The 20,508-nt window shown below is 70.5% G+C and carries 18 protein-coding genes; 12 read left to right on the forward strand and 6 right to left on the reverse strand.

Going from position 1 to position 20,508, the window contains the following annotated elements; translation table 11 throughout:
* Window positions 1-82 precede the first annotated feature (82 nt).
* Together CCZ36_RS18610 and CCZ36_RS18615 are read right to left on the reverse strand one after the other, a co-directional pair.
* Window positions 83-2,350: a (Fe-S)-binding protein gene (locus tag CCZ36_RS18610; RefSeq protein ID WP_128818167.1), complete on the reverse strand. Its 2,268-nt coding sequence runs from the start codon at window positions 2,348-2,350 to the stop codon at window positions 83-85.
* 104 nt (window positions 2,351-2,454) lie between these two features.
* Window positions 2,455-3,204 (reverse strand): sugar transferase, encoded by a 750-nt coding sequence (locus tag CCZ36_RS18615; RefSeq protein WP_237302693.1) that lies wholly within the window; start codon window positions 3,202-3,204, stop codon window positions 2,455-2,457.
* Window positions 3,205-3,545: 341 nt separating this feature from the next.
* On the opposite strand from CCZ36_RS18615, the gene dnaK reads away from it, so the two are divergent.
* From dnaK to CCZ36_RS18635, 4 genes are all read left to right on the forward strand, one after another.
* Window positions 3,546-5,399 (forward strand): molecular chaperone DnaK, encoded by a 1,854-nt coding sequence (gene dnaK, locus CCZ36_RS18620; protein WP_069737613.1) that lies wholly within the window; start codon window positions 3,546-3,548, stop codon window positions 5,397-5,399.
* Window positions 5,396-6,049 carry a nucleotide exchange factor GrpE gene (gene grpE / locus CCZ36_RS18625; protein ID WP_128818168.1) on the forward strand — a complete coding sequence of 218 codons (654 nt, stop codon included), beginning with the start codon at window positions 5,396-5,398 and terminating at the stop codon, window positions 6,047-6,049. Before dnaK ends, grpE begins: the two co-directional genes overlap by 4 nt.
* 96 nt (window positions 6,050-6,145) lie before the next feature.
* Window positions 6,146-7,333 (forward strand): molecular chaperone DnaJ, encoded by a 1,188-nt coding sequence (dnaJ, locus tag CCZ36_RS18630; RefSeq protein WP_069737611.1) that lies wholly within the window; start codon window positions 6,146-6,148, stop codon window positions 7,331-7,333.
* A 1-nt stretch (window position 7,334) separates the two neighbouring features.
* Window positions 7,335-7,787: a heat shock protein transcriptional repressor HspR gene (locus CCZ36_RS18635; protein WP_032767066.1), complete on the forward strand. Its 453-nt coding sequence runs from the start codon at window positions 7,335-7,337 to the stop codon at window positions 7,785-7,787.
* A gap of 99 nt (window positions 7,788-7,886) precedes the next feature.
* On the opposite strand, the gene CCZ36_RS18640 is transcribed toward CCZ36_RS18635, so the two are convergent.
* Both CCZ36_RS18640 and CCZ36_RS18650 read right to left on the reverse strand, forming a co-directional pair.
* Window positions 7,887-8,426, reverse strand: coding sequence for a hypothetical protein (locus CCZ36_RS18640; protein ID WP_069737610.1), 540 nt, complete (start codon window positions 8,424-8,426; stop codon window positions 7,887-7,889).
* Window positions 8,427-8,656: 230 nt separating this feature from the next.
* Window positions 8,657-9,622 carry a helix-turn-helix transcriptional regulator gene (locus tag CCZ36_RS18650; protein ID WP_443069844.1) on the reverse strand — a complete coding sequence of 322 codons (966 nt, stop codon included), beginning with the start codon at window positions 9,620-9,622 and terminating at the stop codon, window positions 8,657-8,659.
* Window positions 9,623-10,038: 416 nt separating this feature from the next.
* Between CCZ36_RS18650 and CCZ36_RS18660 the strand changes: the two genes are divergently transcribed.
* Window positions 10,039-10,359 carry a hypothetical protein gene (locus tag CCZ36_RS18660; RefSeq protein ID WP_003967571.1) on the forward strand — a complete coding sequence of 107 codons (321 nt, stop codon included), beginning with the start codon at window positions 10,039-10,041 and terminating at the stop codon, window positions 10,357-10,359.
* 140 nt (window positions 10,360-10,499) lie between these two features.
* On the opposite strand, the gene CCZ36_RS18665 is transcribed toward CCZ36_RS18660, so the two are convergent.
* Window positions 10,500-10,901, reverse strand: a complete 402-nt coding sequence (locus CCZ36_RS18665; protein ID WP_069740788.1) for a pyridoxamine 5'-phosphate oxidase family protein — start codon at window positions 10,899-10,901, stop codon at window positions 10,500-10,502.
* A 144-nt stretch (window positions 10,902-11,045) separates the two neighbouring features.
* Here CCZ36_RS18665 and clpB point away from each other — a divergent pair, with 144 nt between their 5' ends.
* Both clpB and CCZ36_RS18675 read left to right on the forward strand, forming a co-directional pair.
* Window positions 11,046-13,637 (forward strand): ATP-dependent chaperone ClpB, encoded by a 2,592-nt coding sequence (clpB, locus tag CCZ36_RS18670; protein ID WP_069737608.1) that lies wholly within the window; start codon window positions 11,046-11,048, stop codon window positions 13,635-13,637.
* A gap of 159 nt (window positions 13,638-13,796) precedes the next feature.
* Window positions 13,797-14,342: a YbjN domain-containing protein gene (locus tag CCZ36_RS18675; RefSeq protein ID WP_032767063.1), complete on the forward strand. Its 546-nt coding sequence runs from the start codon at window positions 13,797-13,799 to the stop codon at window positions 14,340-14,342.
* A 68-nt stretch (window positions 14,343-14,410) separates the two neighbouring features.
* On the opposite strand, the gene CCZ36_RS18680 is transcribed toward CCZ36_RS18675, so the two are convergent.
* Entirely contained in the window at window positions 14,411-15,577 is a 1,167-nt protein-coding gene (locus CCZ36_RS18680) for a pyridoxal phosphate-dependent aminotransferase (protein ID WP_069740790.1), read from the reverse strand.
* A 139-nt stretch (window positions 15,578-15,716) separates the two neighbouring features.
* Between CCZ36_RS18680 and CCZ36_RS18685 the strand changes: the two genes are divergently transcribed.
* The 5 genes from CCZ36_RS18685 (at window position 15,717) to CCZ36_RS18705 (ending at window position 20,449) form a co-directional block, all read left to right on the forward strand.
* On the forward strand, window positions 15,717-16,016 hold the full coding sequence (locus CCZ36_RS18685) for a hypothetical protein (RefSeq protein ID WP_128818170.1): 300 nt from the start codon (window positions 15,717-15,719) through the stop codon (window positions 16,014-16,016).
* A gap of 322 nt (window positions 16,017-16,338) precedes the next feature.
* Window positions 16,339-16,860 (forward strand): DUF2617 family protein, encoded by a 522-nt coding sequence (locus CCZ36_RS18690; protein WP_069737606.1) that lies wholly within the window; start codon window positions 16,339-16,341, stop codon window positions 16,858-16,860.
* A 67-nt stretch (window positions 16,861-16,927) separates the two neighbouring features.
* Window positions 16,928-18,526 (forward strand): polyamine aminopropyltransferase, encoded by a 1,599-nt coding sequence (locus CCZ36_RS18695; protein WP_128818171.1) that lies wholly within the window; start codon window positions 16,928-16,930, stop codon window positions 18,524-18,526.
* A 157-nt stretch (window positions 18,527-18,683) separates the two neighbouring features.
* A complete protein-coding gene (locus tag CCZ36_RS18700; protein WP_128818172.1) occupies window positions 18,684-19,622 on the forward strand; it encodes an SRPBCC domain-containing protein in 939 nt (312 codons plus the stop codon).
* Window positions 19,623-19,642: 20 nt separating this feature from the next.
* A complete protein-coding gene (locus CCZ36_RS18705; protein ID WP_069740616.1) occupies window positions 19,643-20,449 on the forward strand; it encodes an aldose epimerase family protein in 807 nt (268 codons plus the stop codon).
* Window positions 20,450-20,508: the final 59 nt, after the last annotated feature.

The following is a 20,508-nucleotide window of genomic DNA, read 5'->3' on the forward strand; positions in this document are numbered from 1 at the left end:
GCCGTCGAGGCCCCGGACACGAAGAAGCGGCCGGTCCTGCCCCCGAGGCAGGTCCGGCCGCTCATCGCGCCGATGCGTTACGTCACTGTGCCGGTTCCGGCTCCGGTGCGTCCACCGGCCCCGGCTCGCCGGTCGGGTCGATGGGCGTCTTCACGGACTCCAGCAGGAGCTGCGAGACGTCCACGACCTGGATGGACTCCTTGGCCTGGCCGTCGTTCTTCTTGCCGTTGACCGAGTCGGTGAGCATGACGAGGCAGAACGGGCAGGCGGTGGAGACGATGTCGGGGTTGAGGGCGAGGGCTTCGTCGACGCGCTCGGTGTTGATGCGCTTGCCGATCCGCTCCTCCATCCACATCCGGGCGCCGCCGGCGCCGCAGCAGAAGCCGCGTTCCTTGTGGCGGTGCATCTCCTCGTTCCGCAGGCCCGGGACCTTCGCGATGATCTCGCGCGGCGGGGTGTAGATCTTGTTGTGCCGGCCCAGGTAGCACGGGTCGTGGTAGGTGATCAGGCCCTCGACCGGGGTGACCGGGATCAGCTTGCCCTCGTCGATGAGGTGCTGGAGCAGCTGGGTGTGGTGGATGACCTCGTACTCGCCGCCGAGCTGCGGGTACTCGTTGGCGATGGTGTTGAAGCAGTGCGGGCAGGTCGCGACGATCTTCTTGGACGACTTGGGCTTCTTCGTCGTCTCGTCTTCGTCGTCCTCGCCGTAGGCCATGTTCAGCATGGCCACGTTCTCCTGGCCGAGCTGCTGGAAGAGCGGCTCGTTGCCCAGGCGGCGGGCGGAGTCGCCGGTGCACTTCTCGTCGCCGCCCATGATCGCGAACTTGACGCCGGCCATGTGCAGGAGTTCCGCGAAGGCCTTGGTGGTCTTCTTGGCCCGGTCCTCCAGGGCGCCGGCGCAGCCGACCCAGTAGAGGTAGTCGACCTCGGTGAGGTCCTCGACGTCCTTGCCGACGATCGGGACCTCGAAGTCGACCTCCTTGGTCCACTCCACGCGGGCCTTCTTGGCCAGGCCCCAGGGGTTGCCCTTCTTCTCCAGGTTCTTGAGCATGGTGCCCGCCTCGGACGGGAACGCGGACTCGATCATGACCTGGTAGCGGCGCATGTCGACGATGTGGTCGATGTGCTCGATGTCGACCGGGCACTGCTCGACGCAGGCGCCGCAGGTGGTGCAGGACCACAGGACGTCCGGGTCGATGACCCCGTTCTCCTCGGCGGTGCCGATCAGCGGGCGCTCGGCCTCGGCGAGGGCGGAGGCGGGGACGCCCTTGAGCTGTTCCTCGGTGGCCTTCTCCTCGCCCTCCATGGTCTTGCCGCCGCCTGCCAGGAGGTAGGGGGCCTTGGCGTGCGCGTGGTCGCGCAGCGACATGATCAGGAGCTTCGGCGAGAGGGGCTTGCCGGTGTTCCAGGCGGGGCACTGCGACTGGCAGCGGCCGCACTCGGTGCAGGTGGAGAAGTCCAGGATGCCCTTCCAGGAGAACTGCTCGACCTGGGAGACGCCGAAGACCGCGTCCTCGGCCGGGTCCTCCCAGTCGATCTCCTTGCCCGCCGTCGTCATCGGCTGGAGCGCGCCGAGCGCGACCTCGCCGTCGGCGTTCCGCTTGAACCAGATGTTCGGGAAGCCGAGGAAGCGGTGCCAGGCCACACCCATGTTGGTGTTGAGGCCGACGGTGATCGCCCAGATCATCGTCGTGCCGAGCTTGATCATCGCGAAGAGGTAGACCAGGTTCTGCAGCGTCTCGACGCTCAGCCCCTCGAAGGCCAGGACCAGGGGGTACGAGGCGAAGTACGCGGGGCCGTAGCCGTCCACGTGGTGGAGGGCGCCCTCCAGACCGCGGAGCACCATGATCGCGGCGCCGATGATCAGGATGATCGCCTCGACGAAGTACGCCTGGCCCATCTTGGAGCCGGTGAAGCGCGACTTGCGGCCCGCCCGCGAGGGCAGGTTCAGCTGGCGGATCGCGATCAGGACGAGGATGCCGAGGGTCGTGCCGAGCGCGATGAACTCGATGTACACCTCGTACGGCAGGAAGGTGCCGATGTACGGCAGCACCCAGTCGGCCTTGAACAGCTGGCCGTACGCCGTGACGATCGTCAGGCCCAGGGTCAGGAAGCCGACCGCGACGAACCAGTGGGCGACGCCCACGATTCCCCAGCGGTTCATGCGGGTATGGCCGACGAACTCCTTGATCAAGGTGATCGTCCGCTGCTTGGGGTCGTCGGTGCGGCTGCCTGCCGGTACCGCCTGTCCGAGGCGGACGAAGCGGTAGATCTGCGCGACGGCTCGGGCGACGAGCGCAACGCCGACGACCGTCAGCACCAGCGACACGATGATCGCGGCGAGTTGCATGAGTGGGGCTCCTCGGGCCTGCGAGAGCGGGATCCGGTTGGTTGCGTGATACTGCCCGCTACTACTAAGCAGTAACTTAATTAGTCTGTGCTGACACTATCCACTTAGTCCACCCTCCTGCAGGCGGGCGGGCGGTGATCTGCGTCGCTCAGGTGTGCCTTGGTTCGGCGGGCCTTCCGGAGCCGGCCCCGCAGAGGGCTGCGGGCGGCTTCGGCGAGGATCGCCAGGTCGAGCACCACTCCATGGTGCTCTGCGTAGTGCTGGTCCAGCAGGGCGGGGTCGTCCCACGGCATGCCGGAGCGGGCGCGCACCTGTGCCAGACCCGTCAGGCCGGGCCGCAGTTCCTGCCGCCACCGCCGGGCGCCGGGTCCGGTCACCCGGGGGTCGCCGGGGGCCAGCGGGGCGGGGCCGACCAGGGCGAGATCGCCGCGTACGACGTGCGGCAGCCGGGAGAACAGGTCGAGGCGGAGCCTGCGGGTGCGCAGGGTGCGCAGCTCGAAGACCCGTCCGCCCAGCCCCGCCCGGGGCCGGCTGGTCCAGGCGCCGCCCGGGGTGCGCCGCGCGGTCAGGACGAGCGCGGCCACGGCGACCGCCGGGTAGGTCAGGGCGAGCAGCGTGGCCCCGAGCGCCACGTCCAGGGCGCGTTCGGCCGTCGTACGGGGGAGGGCGCGGTCCGCGAGCCGCCGCATCCGGTCGGTTGCGCCCGCCAGGCGTGCGGCGGGGCGGGAGGGGAAGTGGCCCCGCGCGGTGCCGGACTCGGTCGCGTACGCGGGTGAGTGCGGCCGCCCGGCAGGTGCCGTCCGCCGGCTCTCCTGTCTCGCCTGTCGTACGTGCCGCTTCCTCGTGTTCTGCATCGCGCCCGCCCGGGGTTCGAGGTTCGATGGGGTTCGGGTGGGTGGCGACCCACCCGGAAAGACGATCCACACGGAAACCTGCCGGTCGGTGACGGTTGTGGCCGTCTCGCGGCAATTTGTGACAGAACGATCCCATGGTGGGACGGTGGGTCGGGTGGTGCGCGAGGGGTGTGGCGTGCGCCGGTGCGGTGGCGTGGCGGACGGGTCGGCGTGGATAAGTTCTACGTAAGCTCCGTGTAGCACTTAAGTTGAGTGGGTCCGACTCAGGTCTGTTGACTCATGGGCGGGCGTCATGCATTCTTGAGTCAGATCCACTCAAGTAATCCGTTGGAGGAATTGAAATGGCACGTGCGGTCGGCATCGACCTGGGCACGACTAACTCCGTCGTCAGCGTTCTCGAAGGCGGCGAGCCCACCGTCATCACCAACGCCGAAGGCGCCAGGACCACGCCGTCCGTCGTCGCCTTCGCGAAGAACGGCGAGGTGCTCGTCGGCGAGGTCGCCAAGCGCCAGGCGGTCACGAACGTCGACAGGACCATCCGCTCCGTCAAGCGCCACATGGGCACGGACTGGAAGATCGACCTCGACGGCAAGAGCTTCAACCCGCAGCAGATGAGCGCCTTCATCCTGCAGAAGCTGAAGCGCGACGCCGAGTCCTACCTGGGCGAGAAGGTCACGGACGCGGTCATCACCGTTCCGGCGTACTTCAACGACTCCGAGCGTCAGGCGACGAAGGAGGCCGGCGAGATCGCGGGCCTGAACGTCCTGCGCATCGTCAACGAGCCGACCGCCGCCGCCCTGGCGTACGGCCTGGACAAGGACGACCAGACGATCCTCGTCTTCGACCTCGGTGGCGGCACCTTCGACGTGTCCCTCCTGGAGATCGGCGACGGCGTCGTCGAGGTGAAGGCCACCAACGGTGACAACCACCTCGGTGGTGACGACTGGGACCAGCGTGTCGTGGACTACCTGGTGAAGCAGTTCGCCAACGGGCACGGCGTGGACCTGTCCAAGGACAAGATGGCTCTCCAGCGTCTCCGCGAGGCCGCGGAGAAGGCGAAGATCGAGCTCTCGTCCTCGACCGAGACCACGATCAACCTGCCCTACATCACGGCGTCCGCCGAGGGCCCGCTGCACCTGGACGAGAAGCTCACGCGCTCGCAGTTCCAGCAGCTGACCGCAGACCTCCTGGACCGCTGCAAGACCCCGTTCCACAACGTCATCAAGGACGCGGGCATCCAGCTCTCCGAGATCGACCACGTCGTTCTCGTCGGTGGCTCCACCCGTATGCCCGCCGTCGCCGAGCTCGTCAAGGAGCTGACCGGCGGCCAGGAGGCCAACAAGGGTGTGAACCCGGACGAGGTCGTCGCCATCGGCGCCTCGCTCCAGGCCGGTGTCCTCAAGGGCGAGGTCAAGGACGTCCTGCTCCTCGACGTCACCCCGCTGTCCCTCGGCATCGAGACCAAGGGAGGGATCATGACCAAGCTCATCGAGCGCAACACCACGATCCCGACCAAGCGTTCCGAGATCTTCACGACGGCCGAGGACAACCAGCCGTCCGTGCAGATCCAGGTCTACCAGGGTGAGCGCGAGATCGCGGCGTACAACAAGAAGCTCGGGATGTTCGAGCTGACCGGTCTGCCGCCGGCCCCGCGCGGTGTCCCGCAGATCGAGGTCGCCTTCGACATCGACGCCAACGGCATCATGCACGTCGCCGCCAAGGACCTCGGCACCGGCAAGGAGCAGAAGATGACCGTCACCGGCGGCTCCTCGCTGCCGAAGGACGAGGTCAACCGGATGCGCGAAGAGGCCGAGAAGTACGCGGAGGAGGACCACGCCCGCCGCGAGGCCGCCGAGTCGCGCAACCAGGGCGAGCAGCTCGTCTACCAGACGGAGAAGTTCCTCAAGGACAACGAGGACAAGGTCCCCGCCGACGTCAAGACGGAGGTGGAGACCGCGGTCGAGGAGCTGAAGGAGAAGCTCAAGGGCGAGGACACCGCCGAGATCCGCACGGCCACCGAGAAGGTCGCCGCCGTCTCCCAGAAGCTGGGCCAGGCGATGTACGCCAACGCCCAGGCCGAGGGTGCGGCCCCGGGCGCCGAGGCCCCGGGCGACGCCCAGGGCAAGGCCGATGACGATGTCGTCGACGCCGAGATCGTGGACGACGAGAAGGACACCAAGGGCGGTGCGGCGTGACCGAGGAGACTCCGGGCTTCGAGGAGAAGCCCGACGTCCCCTCCGGCGCCACCCCTGATGACGCCGAGCCGAAGGCTGCCGCGCCCTCCGAGGAGGAGGCGGCGGCCCCGGCCGGGGACACCGATGAGAGCGTCGGTCTGACGGCGCAGCTGGACCAGGTCCGTACGGCGCTGAACGAGCGCACCGCGGATCTCCAGCGGCTCCAGGCCGAGTACCAGAACTACCGCCGCCGCGTCGAGCGGGACCGGGTCACGGTCAAGGAGATCGCCGTCGCGAACCTCCTGTCCGAGCTCCTGCCCGTGCTCGACGACGTCGGCCGCGCGCGGGAACACGGCGAGCTGGTCGGCGGCTTCAAGTCGGTGGCCGAATCGATGGAGACCGTCGTCGCGAAGCTGGGCCTCCAGCAGTTCGGCAAGGAGGGCGAGCCCTTCGACCCGACGATCCACGAGGCCCTGATGCACAGCTACGCGCCGGACGTCACCGAGACGACCTGCGTGGCGATCCTTCAGCCGGGGTATCGCATCGGCGAGCGCACCATCCGCCCCGCGCGGGTGGCCGTCGCCGAGCCGCAGCCGGGCGCCACGCCCGCCGCGGCGAAGGAAGAGAAGAAGGCAGACGACGAGGAGAGCGGTGGCACCGAGGAGGTCTGACGGGAAGACGTCTGATCACCGCGGTGCACACCGACCGGCCCGGCGGCCGGCCCACGGGCCGGCCGCTCGGCCGATCGTCCGGAAGGAGGGACGTCGATGAGCACGAAGGACTTCGTCGAGAAGGACTACTACAAGGTCCTCGGCGTCCCCAAGGACGCCACCGACGCCGAGGTCAAGAAGGCGTACCGGAAGCTCGCCCGCGAGTTCCACCCGGACGCCAACAAGAACGACGCCAAGGCGGAGGAGCGCTTCAAGGAGATCTCCGAGGCGAACGACGTCCTCGGTGACCCCAAGAAGCGCAAGGAGTACGACGAGGCGCGCGCCCTCTTCGGCAACGGCGGCTTCCGGCCCGGCCCCGGTGGTGCGGGCGGCAACTTCAACTTCGACCTGGGCGACCTCTTCGGCGGCGGCGCCCCGGGTGGCGGACAGGGCGGCGCGGGCGGCGGCTTCGGCGGGGGCGGTCTCGGCGACGTCTTCGGCGGGCTGTTCAACCGCGGCGGAACGGGCACCCGAGTCCAGCCCAAGCGCGGCCAGGACATCGAGTCCGAGGTGACGCTCAGCTTCACCGAGGCGGTCGACGGGGCCACGGTCCCGCTGCGGATGTCCAGCCAGGCGCCCTGCAAGGCGTGTTCCGGCACCGGCGACAAGAACGGCACCCCCCGGGTCTGCCCGACCTGTGTCGGCACCGGGCAGGTCTCGCGCGGCAGCGGCGGCGGCTTCTCGCTCACCGATCCCTGTGTGGACTGCAAGGGCCGGGGCCTCATCGCCCAGGACCCCTGCGACGTCTGCAAGGGCAGCGGCCGGGCGAAGTCGGCGCGCACCATGCAGGTGCGGATTCCGGCGGGCGTCTCCGACGGCCAGCGGATCCGGCTGCGCGGCAAGGGCGGCGCGGGCGAACGCGGCGGTCCGGCCGGCGACCTGTACGTCGTCGTCCACGTCGACGCCCACCCGGTCTTCGGCCGCAAGGGCGACAACCTCACGGTCACCGTGCCCGTCACCTACCCGGAGGCGACGCTCGGCGGCGACATCAAGGTCCCCACGCTCGGCGGACCGCCGGTCACGCTGAAGCTTCCCGCCGGTACCCCCAACGGGCGTACGATGCGCGCCCGGGGCAAGGGCGCGGTGCGCAAGGACGGCACCCGCGGCGATCTGCTGGTCACCGTGGAGGTCGCGGTCCCCAGGGACCTGGGCCAGGAGGCCAGGGACGCCCTGGAGGCCTACCGGAAGGCGACCGCGGACGAGGACCCGCGGGCGGAACTGTTCCAGGCCGCGAAGGGAGCTTGAGATGGACGGCCGTCGACGCAATCCGTACCAGCTGACCGATGAGACCCCGGTGTACGTGATCTCGATCGCGGCCCAGCTCTCGGGGCTCCACCCGCAGACACTGCGCCAGTACGACCGGCTCGGCCTGGTCTCCCCGGACCGCACGGCCGGGCGCGGCCGGCGCTACTCGGCCCGCGACATCGAGCTGCTGCGCACCGTGCAGCAGCTGTCGCAGGACGAGGGCATCAACCTCGCGGGCATCAAGCGGATCATCGAGTTGGAGAACCAGGTGGCCGCGCTCCAGCAGCGCGTCGCCGAGCTCTCGGCGGCGGTGGACGGTGCGGCGGTCGCCATGCAGCAGCGCGAGGCCCAGGTGCACGCCTCGTACCGGCGGGACCTGGTGCCGTACCAGGACGTGCAGCAGACGGGCGCGCTGGTGGTGTGGCGGCCGAAGCCGAAGCGGCCTACGGAGTAGAAGCCTTTCGCACGAAGGGGCCGGGAGAGCGGCGGTTGAACGCCCTCCGGCCCCTTCGGCGTGTCCGGGGGAGTGTTTCGCGTGCCCGGGGGCGTGGGCCTACGGCAGGAACTCGCTGACCGCTTCGATCGCCATCATCCACATGGGCTGTCCGCCGGTGCCGAAGGCCGCGGCCAGGGCGTAGCCGATCGCCGCGTCGGCCGGCTCGACGACGGCCCCGTCCCGCCACTCCGCGATCACCCGCCGGTCGCCGCCGACCGAGGAGAAGTCCCCGATGCGCTTGCCGTTCCGGGTCAGCCGGCTGCTCGGGATCGAGTCGGGCACGAGCCGGTAGGCGGTGCCCGCGCAGCGGACGTCGACCCGGTAGGTGCGGCGGCGGAGCTTCCCCTTCCCGGGCTTGATCGCGGCGTCCCGGCCGTCCACGGTGAGCGTGAGCCGGCGGGGGTCGCGGGTGCCGATGAGGATGTGGTCGTCCACCTCGGTGCCGGGGGCGCGGGTGAGGACGACGCGGGGTATCCCCTCGCCGCTCACGACGAGCGTCTCGCGCTGCTCGCCGACGAGTTCGACGCGTATGTCCCCGTGGCGGTCGTCCTCGACGGTGGCGGGCAGGGGGGCGGGTGCGGGGGTGGTGTCGGTCATCCGGGCTTCGTGGTCCTTCGCTCGCGCGGGGTGTTCGTCAGGTCGGTCAGGGCTGACGTACGGAATTCTCGCAGGTGGCGGGGGAGTTCGGTGTTTCGGAGAAGCCCGAGCGGACGAGGAGGGCGCCGAGGCGGGTGCGACTGGTGGCACAGGGGGCTGTGCGGGTGTCGGGGGAGCGGGGAACTTCCCCCGGCTCACCTGGGCGCGGCCGTGCTCTCCCCCGTGTGCGGTCACGCCCCGGCGCCGGGGGGCACCGCATGGTCGGGGTCGGATTCCAGGATTCCTGATCGTGCGATCAGGTAGCCGAGTTGGGCACGGCTGTTGCTCCCCAGCGCGACGCTGAGCTTGGCGATGTGCGAACGGCAGGTCCGTACGTTCATGCCGAGGCGTCGGGCGATCGCCTCGTCGACGTGGCCTTCGACGAGGAGCTTCGCGATGGAATGCCGTACGCCGGAAATCCCGTCCGACTTGGAGTCGTACGGAATCTGTTCCTGAAGGGGCACCGCACGGTGCCAGAGCTGCTCGAAGACTTTGGCGAGGTACTCCACGATGCCGGGGTGCCGCAGTTCCAGGGCTACGGTTCGATCGTCCGTGGCCGGGATGAAGGCGACGGTGTTGTCGAAGATCATGAGTCGCTCTATGAGTTCTTCGAGCGTTCGGATCTCGACCTTGCTCTCCGCCATCTGAGCGGCATAGCTGAGAGTTCCGTGGCTGTGCCGAACGGTGTGCTGATACAGAGTGCGCATGCCGACGCCGCGTGCCGTGAGCATCTTGCCGCGCTCCATGGCGATGGTCAGCGCGTTCTCGCTGCGCCCGCCGCCGGGTTGAATCGTCAGGACCTCCGAGCGGCACTCGGCCAGGGCGAGCTCTATCGACGCGTTGATGCGGCCGATGCCTTCGAGAACCGTGATGGCGTGCGTCGTCGGCGGCACCTGCGCACTGATGGCCATGAAGGGTTCGAATGCTTCGGCGAGCTCGACCGAGAGGCGTCTGCGCTCCTGTATCTCTCGCTCGATCGGGTGAAGCCGCTGCGTCAGCGCTGCCGAAGGTGGCACCGGTCGGAGCCAGGTGGGATCGTCGGGATCGGGGTGCAGCAGGGCGAACTCCAGCAGGCAGGGAGCGTCCTCCGTCTCGACACGAGCTATCTTGCCCACGCTCAGCGCACTGGCGTAGAGCCGCGCCCCCTCGTCGCACATGGCGCTTACCGCGTGGGGATGTGTCGCTTTAGTTCTTTCTGTGGTCAATTCTCCACCCCCAGGAACATGAATCAGCAGGAACATGATGCATCGGTTCTGTGGCATTGACGTGCCTGGATGGGCCATCGTCTTGTTTGCGGGGGAGAGGAAACCTTGGAAGTAAGGACGAAGCCCATCATGAGTTACAAAACGCTTCGCTCGGTGCTTGCTGTTGCCCTCTCCGTCGGGGTGACGACCGGGGCGCTGAGTGTTCTTGACCTCGTTGAGGGCGGCGTGACCAACGGTGCGGCCGGTGCGCATGCGCTGGCGGCTCCGCCTCCAGACCTGGCTTGGGATCTGATGCCTGCGAAGGCGACGGGAACGGAAGCGGCGCTCGGTGCGCCGTCGGGCGCCGCTTCGTCGGATGGAGCCCGCGCATGAGCACCCCGCCGGACGACCGCACCTTCCGGCGCGAGATGGCAACCGCCTATCGCTCAGGGTGGCATTTCATCGATCTGCTCACGGCCCTCCCCCGCCGTGGCGACTCGTTGATGGTCACCCTGTTCGGAGAGCCGATTGTCGTGGTGATGGAAGAGGACGAGGACGTCCGCGCCTATCGCTGTCTCCGTCGGCCCCGCGGTGCGCCGCAGCCGGTTCGCTGTGCCGTCAGGTACGGCATGATCTTCGTCAATCTCGACCAGCGCGACCACGAGCTGTTCGACGCAGAACCCCTTTCCGCCACCCCCCGCAGTGCCTGAGCGATTCCCCCGTCGTCACCTGTCGCTCCAGGCGCTTCCCCCACACAGCGGCGCCACCGTGACCTGAACACGGTGGCGCCGTTGTGCTGTCCCGGGCCCGGGCCCGGGCCCGGGAACGCGGCCGGCCGCGACGAACGGTCTCAGGCCCTGCCGAGCGCCCGGTCGAGGGTGATCTCGATGACGACCCGCGTCGGGTTGATCCGCGGCGGACGGCCGTAGCGCTCCTCGTGGCGGGCCTCCGCGTCCCTGACGGCCTCCGGTTCGGTGCGGATGACCGCGCGGCCCTCCAGGGTCGCCCAGCGGGCCCGGTCGATCTGGCAGACGGCCACGCGTGCCCCGTCCGGGCCGGCCGCGCGGATGTGGGCCACCTTGCGGCTGCCCCCGTCGGTGATCACGCGTGCCACCCCCGCCTCCGGGTCGTACGTCACGCACACCGGGACCACGTGCGGCGTGCCGTCCGGGCGGGGGGTCGTCAGTGTGGACAGGTGGCTCTCGCGCCAGAACGCGACGTATTCGGGGGAGGGATTGCGTACGTCTGCCATGGGGGCAGCGTACGAGAGCCCTCGCCGGGCGCCCGCGGCGCGTGCGATCATCGCCTTGAGTGGAATAGACTCAACTTTGTGCACGTTGATTACGTCAATGCGGGCTGTACCCCTGACCCCAGCTGCGAGGAGGAGTAACCACACGTGGACGCCGAGCTGACCAACAAGAGCCGCGACGCGATCAACGCGGCCACCAACCGGGCCGTGAAGGACGGGCACCCCGACCTGACCCCGGGGCACCTGCTGCTCGCGCTGCTGGAGGGGCAGGACAACGAGAACATCGTCGATCTGCTCGCCGCCGTCGAGGCCGACCTGGCGCTGGTACGCGGCGAGACCGAGCGGCTGCTCGGCGGGCTGCCCAGCGTCACCGGATCCACCGTCGCCCCGCCGCAGCCCAACCGCGAGCTGCTCGCCGTCATCCAGGACGCGGCCCAGCGGGCCGAGGAGCTGGGCGACGACTACATCTCCACCGAGCATCTGCTCATCGGCGTCGCCGCGAAGGGCGGCCGGGCCGGTGAGATCCTCGACGGACAAGGGGCCGGCGCCAAGAAGCTGCTGGCCGCGTTCGAGACGAGCAGGGGAGGGCGCCGGGTGACCACACCCGACCCGGAGGGCCAGTACAAGGCCCTGGAGAAGTTCGGCACCGACTTCACGGCCGCCGCGCGCGAGGGCAAGCTGGATCCGGTCATCGGCCGCGACCAGGAGATCCGCCGCGTCGTGCAGGTGCTGTCGCGCCGGACGAAGAACAACCCCGTGCTCATCGGTGAGCCCGGCGTCGGCAAGACCGCCGTCGTCGAGGGGCTCGCCCAGCGCATCGTCAAGGGCGATGTGCCGGAGAGCCTCAAGGACAAGCGGCTCGTGTCGCTGGACCTCGGGGCGATGGTCGCGGGCGCGAAGTACCGCGGCGAGTTCGAGGAGCGGCTGAAGACCGTCCTCTCCGAGATCAAGGAGAGCGACGGCCGGATCATCACGTTCATCGACGAGCTGCACACCGTCGTCGGCGCCGGCGCGGGCGGCGACTCCGCCATGGACGCGGGCAACATGCTCAAGCCGATGCTGGCCCGCGGCGAGCTGCGCATGGTCGGCGCGACCACGCTCGACGAATACCGCGAGCGCATCGAGAAGGACCCCGCCCTGGAGCGCCGCTTCCAGCAGGTCCTGGTCGCCGAGCCGTCCGTCGAGGACACCATCGCGATCCTGCGCGGTCTCAAGGGCCGGTACGAGGCCCACCACAAGGTCCAGATCGCCGACTCGGCACTGGTGGCCGCCGCCACCCTCTCCGACCGCTACATCACCTCCCGCTTCCTCCCCGACAAGGCCATCGACCTGGTCGACGAGGCCGCGTCCCGGCTCCGGATGGAGATCGACTCCTCGCCGCTGGAGATCGACGAACTCCAGCGCTCCGTCGACCGGTTGAGGATGGAGGAGCTGGCGCTGAAGAACGAGAGCGACGCCGCCTCCAAGGAGCGCCTGGCGAAGCTGCGCCGCGATCTCGCCGACAAGGAGGAGGAGCTGCGCGGCCTCAACGCCCGCTGGGAGAAGGAGAAGCAGGGCCTCAACCGGGTCGGTGAGCTCAAGGAGCGCCTCGACGAGCTGCGCGGTCAGGCCGAACGCGCCCAGCGCGACGGCGACTTCGACGCCGCCTCCAAGCTGCTCTACGGGGAGATCCCGGGGCTGGAGCGGGAGTTGGAGGAGGCCGCCGAGGCCGAGCAGGAGGCGTCCAAGGACAAGGACACCATGGTCAAGGAGGAGGTCGGGCCGGACGACATCGCGGACGTCGTCGGCGCCTGGACCGGTATCCCGGCCGGGCGGCTGCTGGAGGGCGAGACCCAGAAGCTGCTGCGCATGGAGTCCGAGCTGGGCAAGCGGCTGATCGGGCAGACCGAGGCCGTGCAGGCCGTCTCCGACGCCGTACGCCGGACCAGGGCAGGCATCGCCGATCCCGACCGGCCCACCGGGTCGTTCCTCTTCCTGGGCCCGACCGGTGTCGGCAAGACCGAGCTGGCCAAGGCGCTGGCGGACTTCCTGTTCGACGACGAACGGGCCATGATCCGCATCGACATGAGCGAGTACGGCGAGAAGCACAGCGTCGCCCGCCTCGTCGGCGCCCCGCCCGGTTACGTCGGGTACGAGGAGGGCGGCCAGCTCACCGAGGCCGTCCGCCGCCGCCCGTACAGCGTCGTGCTCCTGGACGAGGTCGAGAAGGCCCACCCCGAGGTCTTCGACATCCTGCTCCAGGTCCTCGACGACGGCCGGCTCACCGACGGCCAGGGCCGCACGGTCGACTTCCGCAACACCATCCTGATCCTCACCTCCAACCTCGGCTCCCAGTTCCTGATGGACCCCCTGGTCAAGCCCGAGGTGAAGAAGCAGCAGGTGCTGGACGTGGTGCGGGCCTCCTTCAAGCCGGAGTTCATCAACCGCCTCGACGACCTCGTGGTCTTCTCCGCCCTCTCCGGCGACGAGCTGGCCCACATCGCCGGGCTCCAGGTCGACCGGCTGGCGAAGCGCCTCGCGGACCGGCGGCTCACCCTGGACGTCACCCCCGAGGCGCTGGCCTGGCTCGCCCAGGAGGGCAACGACCCGGCCTACGGGGCGCGCCCGCTGCGCCGGCTCATCCAGACCGCGATCGGCGACCGGCTCGCCAAGGAGATCCTGTCCGGCGAGGTCCGCGACGGGGACACCGTACGGGTGGACCGGGCCGAGGACGGGCTGATCGTCGGCCCCGCCTCGTAACCGAAGGTCACGGACCGTCGCAGTCTGTAGGTGAACACCCGGCGAGCCCCGTCCCCACACGCTGTCTGTCAGCTTGTGGCGGATCGGGGCCGCCGGGGCTTGCCATGCCCCGCCCGCCATGGGAGAGGATGGCCGCACTCGTCACGAAGGGAAATAACGGTGAGCATCGATCCGTCCTCGATTCCTAATTTCGGGGGCCAGCCCGAACCGCAGGCGGCAGGACCGGAGGGCCCCGTCGTCCCGGACCAGGACCTCGTCAAGCAGCTCCTCGACCAGATGGAGCTGAAGTACGTCGTCGACGACGAGGGTGACCTCGCGGCGCCGTGGGAAGAGTTCCGGACGTACTTCATGTTCCGCGGTGAGGCGGAGCAGCAGGTCTTCTCGGTCCGTACGTTCTACGACCGCCCGCACGACCTCGACCAGCGTCCCGTCCTGCTGGACGCCATCGACGACTGGAACCGCCGCACCCTGTGGCCCAAGGTCTACACCCACGCCCACGAGGGCGAGGAGGGCGAGACGGGTTCCGTCCGGCTGATCGGTGAGGCGCAGATGCTCATCGGCACCGGCGTCAGCCTGGAGCACTTCGTCTCCTCGACGGTGAGCTGGGTGCGCGCCTCGATCGAGTTCGACAAGTGGCTCACCGAGCGCCTCGGCATCCAGCCCGCCGAGGGCAAGGCGGACGGCGAGGAGCCCGCGGGCGCCTGAACCAGGGTTCGTCACGGCAACGGCCCGGGCAGCGGTCATCGCGACCGCCGCCCGGGCCGTTCGCGTGCTCAACCCAGCCGGGCCAGCCGCTCCGCCGCCTCCTGGAGCACGTCCTCCCGCTTGCAGAACGTGAAGCGGACCTGGCTGCGACCCCTCTCCGGGTCGTCGTAGAAGACCGAGTTCGGCACGGCCGCCACCCCGCAGCGTTCCGGCAGCGCGCGGCAGAAGGCGTAGGCGTCCTCGTCGCCGAACGGGGAGATGTCGGTGGTGATGAAGTACGTCCCCTCCGGCTCGTACACCCGGAAGCCCGCCGCGCGCAGGCCCGTCGCCAGCAGGTCCCGCTTGCGGCGCATGTCCTCGCGGAAGCCGGTGAAGAAGGCGTCGGGCAGGGCGAGCGCCTCGGCGATCGCGTACTGGAACGGGCCCCCGCTGACGAAGGTCAGATACTGCTTCGCCGCGCGCACCGCCGCCACCAGGGGCGCGTCGCCGGTGATCCAGCCGATCTTCCAGCCGGTGTACGAGAACGTCTTCCCCGACGAGGAGATGGACACCGTGCGCTCGCGCATCCCGGGCAGCGCGGCGATGGGGTGGTGCGCCCCCGTGAAGACCAGGTGCTCGTAGACCTCGTCGGTGACCACCAGGAGATCGTGCTCCACCGCGAGGGCCGCGATCCCGGACAGTTCGTCGGGGGTGAGGACCGTGCCGGTCGGGTTGTGCGGGGTGTTCAGCAGCAGGAGGCGGGTGCGCGGGGTGATCAGGGTGCGCAGTTCGTCGAGGTCCGGGCGGAAGTCCGGGGCGCGCAGGGGGAGCGGTACGCGCGTGGCGCCCGCCATGGCGATGCAGGCGGCGTACGAGTCGTAGTACGGCTCGAACGCGATGACCTCGTCGCCCGGTTCGAGGAGGGCGAGCAGGGAGGCGGCGATCGCCTCGGTGGCCCCGGTCGTGACCAGTACCTCTGTCTCCGGGGACCAGGTCAGGCCGTAGAAGCGCTCCTGATGGGTGGCGACGGCGTCGCGGAGTTCCGGGACCCCGGGGCCGGGCGGGTACTGGTTGCCGTGGCCCGCGCGCAGTGCCCGGACCGCCGCCTCCCGGATCTCCTCGGGGCCGTCGGTGTCGGGGAAGCCCTGGCCGAGGTTGATGGAGTCGGTCCGCGCGGCCAGCGCGGACATCTCGGCGAAGATCGTCGTGCCGAACGTGGCGAGGCGGCGGTTGAGCAGCGGTCGTCCCTGTGTCATGGGCGCCATCCTGGGCCGAAGCTCTGGAGTTGCTCAAGTCCGCTTTGGCGCGCGCGGGCTCTGGGAATCCCCCTTTCACACAACAACGGGGAAGCGACGGGGGACCTCGCTTCGGGGGAGAGAAAGGCGGGTGGGGGCCATGGTCGTCTTCATCGCGACAGTGATCGCCGCGGTCGTCGTCGGCGGGTTGGTGCTCGTTCTGCGGGCCACCGGTGGCGGGAGCGGCTCGTCGTCGCGGTCCGGACGTCGGCGTTCCGCGAGCAGGACCTCCGCCGGTGGCGCCGGTGCCGGCTGGTGGGCGGGCGGAACCGACTACGGCGCGTCCTGCGGAAGCGGTAACTCCGGCGGTTCCGGCGGGCACTCGGGCGGCCACTCCTGCGGCGGCGGTTCGTCGTGCGGGGGCGGCGGGGGCGGCTCGTCGTGCGGGGGCGGCAGCTGACCGGCTGCCCCTGTGCACGGTCACCGACAGTGACCCGGTGGCGGGCGTTCGGAGGGTGAACTCCCTCCGGACGCCTTTTTGTTGAGCGACGCGGTCGTGTTCGGTTGAACAGGTGAACCGTGGGGCCCCCGAGGGGATGGAAACCACGGCAAGTTGGGCGAAAACGCTGTGAGTGCAGCGTACTTCGTGATTCCCTCGTCGAAGAGAACATTCAGCCCTCGGACCCCAGTTGGACCAGATCGGGCGCCCCTCACCTCCCACACGCAGTCATGCGAGGGCGTTCCGCTGTCCCGGTGTCCATGTGTGTTTGCGGAGCCCACCCATGCTCACCACCCTCCAGACGGCCTATTCCGATACCCGCGCCGCCGACCTGGCCTGGATGCTGGGGCGGGAGCCGCTGCCCGCCCTGGCCGTCCTCGACCTCCGGCTCGACGGCGCCGAACTCCAGTTGAGGCTGCTCGGCGCCTCCCACCAGGTGCTCCTCCAGGAGGAGCACGGGGTCTGTTCCGAGACCGTGGCCTGCCTGCCCGGCAGCAGCACCCCCCTGCCCCTCGGCGTCTCGAAGCGACTCGGGGACCGGGAGTACGAATTCGCCGCCCGTGTCGAGACCCTGACCCAGGGCCAGTTCGCCGGGCGCGCCCAGGAACTGCTCGCCCTGGTGAGCGACCACCCGCACGGTCTCGTGGGCACCTTCCCCGGCAGCCCGTACGCCTTCACCGCGATGCTCGCCCAGCGCGCCGAGGGCCAGGTGCGGTGGCGCACCTGGCACGCGTACCCGCAGGAGGGGCAGTTGGTGGTGACGCGGACCCGGGTGGGTGCGCGGATTCCCGCCGCCGCGGCCTGAGTGGCAGGGGCACTTACACCCGTGTGGGTGACAAGGTGCGACGGTGTCGTGACGTAGCGTTCGCGACATGATCGACCAGCAGGTTCCGCTGCGAGGGGGCGCGGCGCGGCTTACCGTACGGCCGAGGACCGGCCGGTTCCTCGTGCTCGCCGCGGTCTTCGTCTGCGCCGCCTGCGGTCTCGTCTACGAGCTCGAACTGGTCGCGCTCGCCTCGTATCTCGTCGGCGATTCGGTCACCCAGGCGTCCGTCGTGCTCTCCGTGATGGTGTTCGCGATGGGCATCGGATCGCTTCTCGCGAAACGTTTGCGCTGCCGTGCCGCCGTCGGTTTCGGGATCATCGAGGCGGCCCTCGCCCTGATCGGCGGCTCCTCGGCGCTGGTCCTGTACGCCTCGTTCGCCTGGCTCGGCGATTCGCAGTACGCCCTGGTCGGGTTCTCGCTGGCGATCGGGGTGCTGATCGGCGCGGAGATCCCGCTGCTGATGACGCTGATCCAGCGCGTCGACCGGCAGGACGCGGGCGGGGCCGTCGCCGATCTCTTCGCCGCCGACTACGTGGGCGCGCTGGTCGGCGGGCTCGCGTTCCCCTTCCTCCTGCTGCCGATGCTGGGGCAGTTGACCGGCGCGCTGTTCACCGGCGCGGTCAACGCGGCGGCGGGCGGGGCGCTCGTGCTGTGGGTCTTCCGGCGCGACCTCAGCCCCCGCTCCCGCTGGCTCCTCGTCCTGGTCAACGTCTCGGTGATCGCGGTGCTGGCCACCGCCACGGCGCTGGTCGACGACTTCGAGCGGGCGGCGCGGCGGGCGGTGTACGGGGACCAGGTGCGGGTCGCCGTGCAGACCGGGGTGCAGGAGGTGGTGGTGACCGGCACCGACCGGGACTCCCTCGGCCTCTATCTGGACGGCCGGCTGCGGGTCAGCGCCCGCGACGAGTACCGCTACCACGAGGCGCTGGTGCACCCCGCGATGAACGGACCCCGCGCCCGTGTGCTCATCCTGGGCGGCGGCGACGGGCTGGCCGCCCGCGAGGTGCTGCGCTACGGGGACGTCCGGGCGGTCACCGTCGTCGAGCTGGACCCCGCCGTCACCCGACTGGCCCGTACCGACCCCGCCCTCTCCGAGCTGAACGGCCACGCCTTCCACGACCCCCGCCTCACCGTGGTCGGGGCGGACGCGTTCCCCTGGCTCCGGGCCGACCACGGCCGGTACGACGTGGTGATCTCCGACCTTCCGGACCCGGGCATCACCGCCAGTACGAAGCTCTATTCGGCCGAGTTCTACGGGCTGATCGCCGAGGCCCTGGCCCCGGACGGGCGGCTCGCGGTGCACGCCGGACCGCTGGGGGCCCGGCCGCGGACCTTCTGGACGGTGGAGGCCTCGGTGCGCGCGGGCGGCCTGGTGACCCGCCCGTACCGCGTCACCGGCCGGTACGCGGGCCTCGCAGCGAGCCCGGACCGGGGCGGCGGGGAGAGCCGGGGCCGGGAGGACTGGGGCTTCCTCCTCGCCGCACCGGGCCGGGCCCCGCGGGCCGCGCTGGCCCCCGACGGGCCCGAACCGCGCTCGCTGCGGGGCCGGGAGTTGCGCGAGGGGGCGCGGGCCGCGGCCGAGGCCCGGTTGCCGGGGCTGCTCCCGTCGACGCTGATCCACCCGCGGTACTGGGAAGACGCGTGAACCCGCCGTGTGCAGCCGCTCGGCTTTCGGCGGCCCTCCGGCGCTCATCCGGCTGTCCTCGGGCGGCGCTCCGGCGGTCCTGTGGCGGTCCTTCAGTGGTCCTCCCGCGGGTCGAAGCGCTGACGTCCCGGGCCGTGGCGGATTAGGCTCGGTTTCCATGGAGCATGAGGTGTTCGTTCCGGTTCCCGTCCCGACTCTGCTGCGCACCCTGGGCGATCCCGCCCGGGTCGCCCGCTGCGTCCCCGGCCTCCAGCAGGACGCCGACGCGTCGGCGTCGCCCCTGGCCGGCCGGCTGAAGCTGCGGGCCGGTGGCCACACCATCACCTACCGGGGCGAGCTGCGGCTCACCGGGCCGGAGAGAGACCGCTTCTCCGTCACCGGGGAGGGCGTGGAGGCCCGGGGCACCGGTGCGGTCGAGCTGGCCCTGACCATCGGCCTCACGGCGACGGACGGCGGGGCGACGATCGCCTACAGCGGTACGGGCGACGGGGACGGGCGGCTGGCCGAGCTGGAGGAGGGCGCGGCGCTGGCGGCCGTCCACCGGCTCCTGGACCGCTTCACCCAGCAGCTGGTCACGGAGTCGCTGGCGGCGCGGGACGGCGAGGACGGGACCACCGACGCGGACGCGGGTGCGGGCTCCGACGCGGAGGCGGGTGCCGACGTCGATACGGACGCGGGCGCCGACGCCGATGCGGATGACGCCGCGGCCATGGAGGGGCTTGAGGGCGACGAGAGCGACCAGGGTGACGCCGTGGCCGCGGAAGGACGTGAGGGGGACGAGAGTGAGGGGGGCGGCGACGGCTCCGGGGCCGTCTTCGACTCGCCCGTGCCGCCGCCCTCGCTCGACCCCGTCGCCGGGGTGGAGTTCGCCGTTCCGGACGAACCGCCCGCCGAGGCCGCGCACGCCCGCCGCACCATGATCGGGCGCAGCGCCGAGGAGGTCGACCACGCGCCTCCGCGCGGCCGGTACGCCCCCGTGCCCTCCCCGGAGGCGGGCGGTGCGAGCACCACCCTGCGGTGGGTCGCCCCCGCCGCCGCCCTCGCGCTTGCCTCCGCCGTGGTGCTGGGCCGGGCGTTGCGGCGACGGAGGCCGTGAGCCGCCAGTAGGGTCGTCGGGTGAGCAGGAGCGAAGAGAACGTCAGGCTGACCGTCGGCGCTGCCGAGTTGACCGTCGACCCCGTGCACGGCTGCCGGATCAGCAGCCTGCGGATCGGGTCCACCGAACTGCTCCGCCAGGGCGATCGGTACGGCTGCTTCCCGATGGTCCCCTGGTGCGGGCGCACGGGGTACGGGCAGTTCCGCAACGGCGACGAGCTCCACGAGCTGCCGCTGAACTCCCCGCCGCACGCCATCCACGGCACCGGCCGGGACACCTCCTGGCACCCCGCGTACACGGCCGCCGACCTGGCTGAGGGCCGGGCGGCCTTCTACTACGACCTCGCGAAGCCCTGGCCGTACGAGGGCCGGGTGACGCAGACCTTCGAGCTGACCGAGGACGCGCTCACGCTGGGCCTGGCCGTCGAGACGTACGGCGACTCCTTCCCGGCGCAGGCGGGCTGGCACCCCTGGTTCCTCCGCACCCTCGACGGGCGGGACGCCGAGCTGTCCTTCGACGCCGACTGGCAGGAGGAGCGGGGTGGGGACCATCTGCCGACCGGGCAGCGCATCGACCCGCGGCCCGGCCCGTGGGACGACTGCTTCGGGATGCCGGACGGTGTGGACGTGAAGCTCACCTGGCCGGAGCGGCTGGAGCTGACCGTGAAGAGCCGCAGCGAGTGGGTGGTGATCTACGACGAGCAGGAGGAGGCCGTCTGCGTGGAGCCGCAGTCCGGTCCGCCGAACGGGCTGAACACCGCGCCCCGTCTGGTGACCCAGATCGACCCGCTGGAGATGACCACGACCTGGAGCTGGACCCGGCTCTGACCCGGTGCCCGGCGGTGGCCCGGGCACGGGGTCCGGGCGGCACGGCTTACCCTCGTGGA

Origin of the sequence: Streptomyces sp. S063, assembly GCF_002832675.1 — a bacterium.
GTDB lineage: Bacteria > Actinomycetota > Actinomycetes > Streptomycetales > Streptomycetaceae > Streptomyces > Streptomyces sindenensis.